The sequence below is a fragment of the Gammaproteobacteria bacterium genome (assembly GCA_013003425.1).
Lineage (GTDB): Bacteria > Pseudomonadota > Gammaproteobacteria > Steroidobacterales > JABDKV01 > JABDJB01.
On record JABDJB010000023.1, the window covers coordinates 1 to 8,718 of the forward strand.

General features: G+C 58.5%; 8 protein-coding genes. 4 read left to right on the forward strand and 4 right to left on the reverse strand.

Annotation, left to right across the window (positions count from 1 at the left end):
• Positions 1–2,510 (reverse strand): TonB-dependent receptor (locus HKN06_04095; GenBank protein NNF60494.1); only part of this gene is annotated, 2,510 nt, incomplete at its 3' end.
• Between the two features lie 413 nt (positions 2,511–2,923).
• On the opposite strand from HKN06_04095, the gene HKN06_04100 reads away from it, so the two are divergent.
• Positions 2,924–4,138 carry a DUF3391 domain-containing protein gene (locus HKN06_04100; protein NNF60495.1) on the forward strand — a complete coding sequence of 405 codons (1,215 nt, stop codon included), beginning with the start codon at positions 2,924–2,926 and terminating at the stop codon, positions 4,136–4,138.
• A 63-nt stretch (positions 4,139–4,201) separates the two neighbouring features.
• Here HKN06_04100 and HKN06_04105 read toward each other — a convergent pair whose 3' ends face one another.
• From HKN06_04105 to HKN06_04115, 3 genes are all read right to left on the reverse strand, one after another.
• On the reverse strand, positions 4,202–4,951 hold the full coding sequence (locus HKN06_04105; protein NNF60496.1) for a hypothetical protein: 750 nt from the start codon (positions 4,949–4,951) through the stop codon (positions 4,202–4,204).
• 113 nt (positions 4,952–5,064) lie between these two features.
• Positions 5,065–6,018: an MBL fold metallo-hydrolase gene (locus tag HKN06_04110; protein ID NNF60497.1), complete on the reverse strand. Its 954-nt coding sequence runs from the start codon at positions 6,016–6,018 to the stop codon at positions 5,065–5,067.
• Positions 6,015–6,713, reverse strand: a complete 699-nt coding sequence (locus HKN06_04115; GenBank protein NNF60498.1) for a sulfite exporter TauE/SafE family protein — start codon at positions 6,711–6,713, stop codon at positions 6,015–6,017. The genes HKN06_04110 and HKN06_04115 overlap by 4 nt, the downstream gene beginning before the upstream one ends.
• A gap of 145 nt (positions 6,714–6,858) precedes the next feature.
• Between HKN06_04115 and HKN06_04120 the strand changes: the two genes are divergently transcribed.
• The 3 genes from HKN06_04120 to HKN06_04130 all read left to right on the forward strand — a co-directional run.
• Complete coding sequence (locus HKN06_04120) at positions 6,859–7,587, forward strand: glycosyltransferase family 25 protein (protein NNF60499.1); 729 nt, start codon at positions 6,859–6,861, stop codon at positions 7,585–7,587.
• Between the two features lie 256 nt (positions 7,588–7,843).
• Positions 7,844–8,419 carry a zf-TFIIB domain-containing protein gene (locus HKN06_04125; protein NNF60500.1) on the forward strand — a complete coding sequence of 192 codons (576 nt, stop codon included), beginning with the start codon at positions 7,844–7,846 and terminating at the stop codon, positions 8,417–8,419.
• Positions 8,420–8,434: 15 nt separating this feature from the next.
• Positions 8,435–8,718 (forward strand): VOC family protein (locus HKN06_04130; protein ID NNF60501.1); only part of this gene is annotated, 284 nt, incomplete at its 3' end.

Below are 8,718 nucleotides of genomic sequence, written 5' to 3' on the forward strand. Positions count from 1 at the left end.
AGCTGGTAGGAGCCGCGCAGGCCCAGCTCGAGATAGCTGTCAACACCACGAACTTCACCATCGGGGTTCGGCGTGCAGGAGTTGCTTGCCGTGTCACGACCACCGACCAGATCGTCGGTCTCGCCCAGGAAACGTGCCGTCAGAATAATGTTGTAATTCGACGCTTCGTAACCGAGCTGGCCGTTGATGCGGTAGTCCGGCTCACTGGTGGTGCCGGCATCTTCGCACAGCGGCTGCAATGCCGACAGCTGACGCTTGTGGCTCAGCAGATACGCGATACGAACATCGCCAACCAGACGGTTGCCGTTGTTCAGATCCCAGGTCGAACGAGTCGACAGGTCAATGCCCTGGCCTTCTTCCTTGTTCAGGTTCTGCAGGTTCGAACGTACTTCGGCGCCCGGTACCGACAGCGAACCATTCACGCGGGTGATGAGGTTCGGGAAGTTGGCTTCATTATTGACAATTTCCTGCACCGTCAGCGAACCGATCTTGTCTTCGACACTGATGTCGTAGTAGTCGAGAGCAACTGTGAGGTTGTCCATCGGCTCCCACACGAGGCCGGCGCTGAGGTTGTCGGAAGACTCGGTCTGCAGCTCGGGGTTACCACCCGAAACAGAGCGAATTTCCAGCGAGCGACAGGCGTTGTCGATATCCATCTGCGTGGCGTTCGGATCGTTGTTGGCAGCGTTACACAGCGTGGTGTCCACAGCAGTTGTAACACCAAACGAACGGCCCAGGAACAACTCACCCAGTGCCGGGGCCTTGAAGCCGGTACCGGCGGAGGCACGCAGCAACAGGTTTGGCATGGCACGGAATGACACGCCGGCCATGTAGGTGGCCTGGTCGTCACCGCTGCGGGTGTTCAGACCAATCCAGCCGTAGTTGTCGGTGCGTGCTGCCAGTGAAACCTCAACATTATCGGTCGGGGTAATGGCGAGCTCGCCGTAGACCGAACGAATCTTGCGGCTACCTGAACCGTTGGAGCTGGCGCCACCGGCGACATCGCCTTCGGTCGATGAAACATCAGCACGATCGAAGAACTCGTCTTCCTTGTAACGCGCGCCGATGGCATAGGCGACCGGAACCGTCCCGATGCTGAACGGCAGGTCGCCGGTCATTTCGGCACGGAGCTGCGACTCGGTACCCACAGCCTGACGCTGCGTCGAGATGGCAATACCGTTGTTGTTAAAGAACGCCGGGGAATAGGTCTGGGTCACGTCAAACAGACCGCTGGCTACAGCGTCTTCGACACGACTCACGGACAGCTGACCACCAACGCCGACACGGTTCATTTCTGACTCGACGTGCTGCACCGACAGGTCCAGCTCGCCAATGTTGTCGAAATTGATGCGGCTGCCAAGTACCGTCGAGAACGCCGTATTGGTGTTGTCGGTGGCACGCGGGCCAGCATCAACTGCACGACGCAGGATGAACACTGAAGGCGAGTTGGCAAGGTCGGTACCCAGTTCTGCATCGACACTTGCCAGTGCTGGCGTGCCGGTGATGTTGAAGAACGCCGGGGCTGCGCCGTTGCGCACTTCGGTGAAGATGCGGCTGAAACGGAACTCGCCGTAGCCGGTGATCATGTCGTCAAATGCGAATTCGCTGCTGGCCAGGAAGTTATAGCGTTCCTGGGCCGGAATGGCATCGTACAGCGGGGCGAAGTCGAAGGCGCAGTCTTCACCCAGGCTGGTGAACTGTGCCGGACGCGGGCTGCCGGCCGGGCAGCCTGGTGCCGGGTAAGAAACGCCGGCGCCAAAGTCGAGGTAGGTGCCAGGCAGACCAGTCGGGCTACGACCGTCTGTACCGTCAGGTGCGATGGCCGAGCCGATCAAGGGCAGGCCCTTGGCATCGACGTCGTCCTGCTGCTGGTACTCGAACGCGATCGTTGCATAGCCGGCATCGCCGATTACGCCACCGACCATCGAGGCACCAACCTGGGCGCCGTCGCCACCGGTGGAATCGGTGTAGCGCAGCTCGCCCTGGATGCCGTCGTATTCCTGGCGCGTGATGACGTTCAGCACGCCCTGCACCGCGTCGGCACCGTAAATGGCCGAGGCGCCGGTGGACAGATACTCAACGCGCTCTACTGCTGCCAGCGGAATCAGGTTGAGGTTGGTCGCGCTATCGCCACCCAGCGGATCACCCGGCAGGCGCCGGCCGTTGAGAAGGATGACAACGTAGTCGTCACCAAAACCGCGGCTGTCAAAGTTGGCAGTACCTGCGGTCTGGGACAGGGTGCTGTTCTCGTTGAACAGGCCCGGGCCGGCGAAGCTGGCCGTGAACAGGAAATCCTGCATGTTGGCAGCGCCGGAGTTTTCGATGTACTCAGCATCGAACACCTGGACAGGCGTCGGCAGCTGAGGATCGAGGCGTTTAATGCGAGTACCGGTAACGGTAACTTCCTCAGTCCGGTCGTCCTGCGCAATTACAACCGTCGGTGCGAAACCGCCGGCTGCAACGGCAGCAGCCAGAGCTGCGGTCGCAATTTTATAGTCTCTGATTTTCATTTAAACAAAACCACTCATTTGCAATAAAGGGTAACTAACCACGCCCGCCAGCCACCTGGGGCCATGCGGGATGAGTCATTTTAACGACAACACGATGCTACAGGAAAGTTGTTGCATAGGCGCTACAACAGTAAAGCCGGTATTTTGCCGCTACTCTTGATCGTAAGCCTATGTTTTATATGGTTTACAAGGTTACCCACAAACTGGGTGTCGCACAGGTACCACAGATTTTTCGCTGATGTTTTTTTGCCGACAATGGCGCGGATGCGCAAAAAACCGTGCGGTTTTCGGACCTGGCAACCATTGTTCAGCATTAAGTTAAATCGGCGTGACGCCGCATCCTTGAAGTCGGTCACATCTATAAGGAGCACGGTTACGTCAAAATTACGGCTCACCCTTTGAGTGCCCCGGAAATGGCTGATACCAAGGAATTTGACGGTTCCGAAACGATGATCCTCGCGCCCGGCGAGTTGAAGATGGGTATGTACGTTTCCTATCTCGACCGCCCGTGGACCGACTCACCGTTTCCTTTCCAGGGCTTTCGCATCGAAACCGAGGCGGAACTCAAGAAACTCAAAGACAGCTGCGAATACGTCTTTGTCGATGCCGGCAACAGTAAAACCGGGTATGAGAACTACTTTGCCCAGCGATTTCGCCGCAGCGCCGACGAAGAACCCGAACCGGAACTGCCTGCCGGCGAACTGATACCAACGGAAAAAGAATTCCCCGTTGCCAAGACGGTGCATGCCGAATTGCGCCACACGATGATCGAATGCTACGAGCGTGCGGCCCAGGGCATCTCGCCGGATCTGACACGCCTCGAGCGGGCGGCCCGCAATGTGGTCAACAGCATCCGGCGCAGCCCGGATGCGTTGCTGTATTTTGTTCGCACCCAGAGCGGCGGCGACTATCTATATCGTCACGGGGTCGCGTGCGCCGTAATGCTGTGCGCTTTCGGCCACGACATGGGCAAGTCCTACCAGTCACTGAAGACCCTGACCATGGGCGGCGCGCTGCTGGATATCGGCAAGACCAGGGTATCGAGCGATCTGCTCAACCGGCCCCGGGCAACCGAGTTGACACCCGGCGAACTGCAGCAGCTGCGTCGTCATGTTGAACGCGGCGCCGAAATCGTCTCGCAGATTACCTCGGAAGGCAGCGCCATCGTGACGATGATCATGTCGCACCACGAGCGCTACAACGGCACCGGCTACCCGCGCCGGCTTGCCGGCGACCAGATACCCCGATTCGCCCAGATGGCCAGTATTGTCGACATGTTTGACGCCATGATCAGCGAACGCAGCTATGGGCGCCGCGCAACACCGTATGAGGCAATGCGTTATATCAAGACGCAGCGCGGCGAAGAATTCAACGAATCGCTGGTGCAGGCATTCCGCAAGGCATTCGGTACTTATCCGACGGGCACACTGGTGCAGCTTTCCAATGGCGAGGTCGGATTTGTGATTCAGCAAACAGGCTCTCGCCTGCAGCCCCGCGTCTACGTTTTGCTGGACAACAACAAAAACCGGTTGAGCGAATTTCGGGTAATCAATCTCAACGAGGGCGCCGGCCGCGATGTCTGCATCGACAAGAGTCTGAAAGCAGGCAGCTACGGCATTGATTACTGATCGCGCCTGAAAAAAACCCTCTCCCTTATTCAGGGAGAGGGCGGGACATCGGGCTTAACGCCGTTACTCTTTCATCGACATGTCTTCGACAAGGCGATAAACGGTGTACGACGAGCCGTGGAAATTCATACCGAAGTCGGCGAATGCCTTGGATGTGGCTTCTTCCCCGATACGCCCGGCAAGAAACTTGCCGAAACCGCCAGCGGGACCCTTGATGTCGGCGTAATTCATATACGGCGTGACCAGCGACATCATATCGCCGCCGCCGATCTGGCTTGACCATGCCCAGCTGCGCGACCAGCCGCCCTCCTTTGCATGGTCGCTGAACATTTTCTTGATCTCATCGACTTTGCCGCCGTGTCCTTGCTTGATTTTCCAGCGCGTCACGCCGAACAACTGGTAGCCCGGGTCGTCTTCGGGCCAGCTGTTATTTTCGAAATCGATCTTGTGCATGTAGTGCTTGTACTTCGCGACGTGGGGATCCACGTTTTCATCCCAGTGGTCACCGGTTTTCGCTTTTTGAGCCCACTCGCGATAGCTGTCCATGTCGGCCCAGCTCACGCAGCAATGACGAATTACGTAGTGATTCAGATCGCTGCCGATAATCGGCGCATAGGTCTTCCAGGGACGCGGGTCACGCTTTTTCTTGCGGTACTTTAGGTGGTCCTTGAAAGCCGCCTCGAATTCCTCATGGTGCCCATCCTTGACCACGATGTACCAGGCATCGGCGAGGTCAGCGTCCGGGTCCATGTGGTTGTCGGCAAATACCGGCAGCGCAACTGCAAGGGCCGCCAAAATCAGGATCAGTCTCATTTCCAGTCTCCCCTTTGGTTTTCGACACGTGGCCGAAGGCCACGATATCTACTTAGACTAGTTCAGGAATGCGGGATTCGCCATGTTATGTAACAACATGAATCGACTGATTTTTATCGAGTAATAATCGAAAAATCTCCAAAATCGTACTGGCGATGGCCGTCGGTTTCCGTGTAGTCGGGCCGGCCGGCGGCAATGTCGTTGAAGGCGCGTTCCAGCAGCTGCAGGTAGTGCGCCGATAGCGCCGGCTCGTTGTGGCCGGGCATCAGCAGTTCAACTTCACCTGCAAGACCGGCAAGTCGCCTCGCGGTATTCGCATACTGCGTGAAATCAGACCCTTCGAGATGAGTGTAGAGCGGTGCCAGGTAGAACGTATCGCCGGTGAACAGCAGCCGGTTGGCACGATCGAGCAGGCAGAGGGCATCCGGCGCATGGCCGGGAGTCAACAACACCTCGAGTACCCGCCCGCCCAGATCAATGCGTTGCCCGTCGCGCACGAAACGATCGATCTGGTAAGACGCGATAGCGTAACTTGCAGCGTCAAAACCCGGTGGTAACGGCTTCCAGATCCATCCGGGACCGACGGCGAAACTGACTTCGTCATGATCCAGCCCGTTTGCCCTGCTTCGCGTGTAACCGGTATCAACACCGAACACCGTCGCAAACGCGTGATTGCCACCGATGTGGTCGTAATGGGTATGCGAGTTGAGCACCACTACTTCCAGGTTGGTCAGCTCAGCGACCAGCCGCCGCATGTCACCGATCCCCAGCCCGGTATCGAACAGCAGAGCGCGCTGTGTTCCGGTGATCAGATAAGAAATAACTTCTTCGAACTGACCAGGCTCATAGATAGCCAGCACGCCGTCGGCGACCCGGTAAACCTCGAACCAGTCCTGTGATTGCTCGACACGGGCAAACTGTTGCCACGCCGGGCGTGGCAGCGCGCTCCACCAGCGATCCTTGTCGGCACCGCGGTTGGTCACCTGCTCGTTGTCAGCCGTATCGCGGACAGTCGCACAACCGGACAGCAGCAGCGCGGCGCAGACCAGAAAAACAGGAAGTTTCAAAACAGCAACAGCCTTAGGATGAACACCGTCAGGATGCCGTAAAAGACGATACGCACCAGACTCTCGCCCCGGATTGCAGTGGTATGCGCACCGAGCCAACCGCCGGTCGCGTTGCCGACGGCCAGTGACAGGCCCACCAGCCACAGCAGTTCCAGCTGCGATGCGAATACAATCAGCGCGACCACGGTGTAGACCAGCACAATGAAAACCTTGTGCATGTTGACCCGCACCAGGTCGAAGCCGAGCACGCGGTGGAGGATTGGCATCAGGATAAAGCCAACACCGATCTGAATGAACCCGCCCCATATTCCTGCACCGAACATGCAGATGTGGCCCCAGACCAGCCGGGTACGGGTGAGCTCTCGTGCCGGTTCGGCAGCATCGGCTTTTCCCGGGCGCACCCACATCAGGATCATCACGAGAATCATGATCACGGCCAGGGTGCGTTCGAACCACGGCCCGTCGAGCCGTACGCCGATCATGGCGCCCAGCATGGCACCGGGCGTCGCTGCCAGCGCAAGTGACAGGCTCAGTTTGAAATCGGCATGGCCATGGCGGAAAAACGTCGCAACGGCAACGATATTCTGCGCCAGGATAGCAATCCGGTTCGTGCCGTTCGCGACCGGGCCGGGTATGCCGAGAATCAGCATTACCGGAACGGACAGCATCGAACCACCGCCCGCCATCACGTTCATCCAGCCGGCGACTACACCGACGCCGGCCAGCAGAAATACCTGCCAGATCTCCAATACCCACCACCCAGCGATATGTTCCGCTGATTAAAACACGTCGGATGTTACTCTTGCATTTCCATACCCCGGGAACCTCGAACGCGCACGCATGCAAATAGCGGTAATCAGCATGCCGGCAGCCGGCGAGCGCCGAATGCAGGCGACGCAGCAGCTGCACGATCTCGGCCTCAAGTTTGATTTTATCGATGCAGTTGACGGCACCGCCGGGACGGCCATGTTTTCCGCCGTCGATGTGCAGCAGCATGTCCTGCACACCGGCAGGCCGCCTGCCCCGGGCGAGATCGGCTGCTTCGCGAGTCATATCCTGGCGTGGCGGCGCTGCTGTGAGAGCAACGCGCCGATATGCGTACTCGAAGACGACTTCGAGGCAGCAGATTTTTTCCCTGAAGCGCTGGCCGCCGCAGCGCGCTGGATAAGCGAATATGGCTTTATCCGCCTGCAGACCGAGACCCGTGCAAAAAAAGTGCAGGTTGCGCAGTCGGGAGACTTTGTACTGCATCGCTACACCAAAATGGCGCACAGCACGCTGGGTTACGTCATCGACCCGCGCGTGGCACGTTGCTTCATTGATGCGAGCTCAGTAATGCTCGAACCAGTCGATGTGTTCATCAAGCGATTCTGGAACCACCGTCAGCCGCTTTACGGATTAACACCCTATGCGGTGTGGGAGAGCTCGCTGTCGGATACGTCGATAATTGAGAAACGCGAGCGGTCAAAGAAAAGCATGGCGGTGCAGATCAGGCGCAGTGCAACACGATTGGGCTGGTTCTTTCGCCGCGTTGTGTTCAACCTGAATCATTGGAATAAACGGCAGTGAACCCAGTGTTATTATTTGGGCGCGCATGAACATCGAGTGCCCTTCCTGCCATACCCGTCATGACGTCGCCGGGCGCCCTGCCGGGACTGCCGCCACGTGTTCCTGCGGTGAGACGTTCAATTTTCCCCGGCAACCGCAAACGCTGCTGTCGGTACAGTGCCCGAGCTGCGGTGCGTCGGCTGACCCCGGCAAGGGCCGCTGCAATTATTGCGACACCCCGCTCAAGAGCGTTTGCTGCCCGAACTGCTTTACGCTAATGATGGCCGGAGACAGGCATTGCGGCCAATGCGGGACCAATGTCGCCGCTCCGGCAAAATTTGTTCACCGCGATGGGGCTGTCACTCTGCCCTGCCCGCGGTGCTCGACGGCGCTGACGGCGAACCTGGTCGGCAAGCAGATCTTTGACCGCTGCGACCGCTGCGGCGGCATGTGGGCGCATCACCTGGCCATCGATGCCGTGCTCGAACACAAGCCCGCGCGCTCGTCGGTACGACAGTGGCTGACGACACTGCCAGCACCGCGCTCACGCGGCAGCGACAACGACCCCGCGCTGCCCTGCCCGGATTGCGAAGTGTCGATGCAGGAATATCAGCTGCCAAGGAACAAACGTGTCACTATTGAGGTGTGTGGCGAGCACGGCATATGGTTCGATCACCACGAAATACGCACGCTGGTCGGCGGCAAGGCGCGACGAAAGCGCCGCCGCCACATGAGAGCCCGACCGGTAAAGAACCGCAGCAGCTTTGCCGGGTTTCTCCGCGACACTGACGACTGGTGGCCGTGGGAAGCACTGGAAGAACTGCTGGAATTTCTCGAAGACCTGTTCGATTGATATGAGGATAAACCAATGATTGGATACGTAACCCTGGGAACCAACGACCTGGCAAGATCAATCGCCTTTTACGACGACCTGCTCGCCACGCTCGGCGCCAAGCGAATGATGGAGAGCGAGACCTTTGTGGCCTGGTCCACATCAGCCACAGCCCCGGCTGTTTCGTTAATAAAGCCCTTTGACGGCAACGCCGCCACGGTTGGCAATGGCACCATGGTTGCATTGGCGGTCGAATCGCCGGAGCAGGTCAAAGCTGTTCACGCCAAAGCGCTGGAACTGGGCGCGGCCAACGAGGGCGA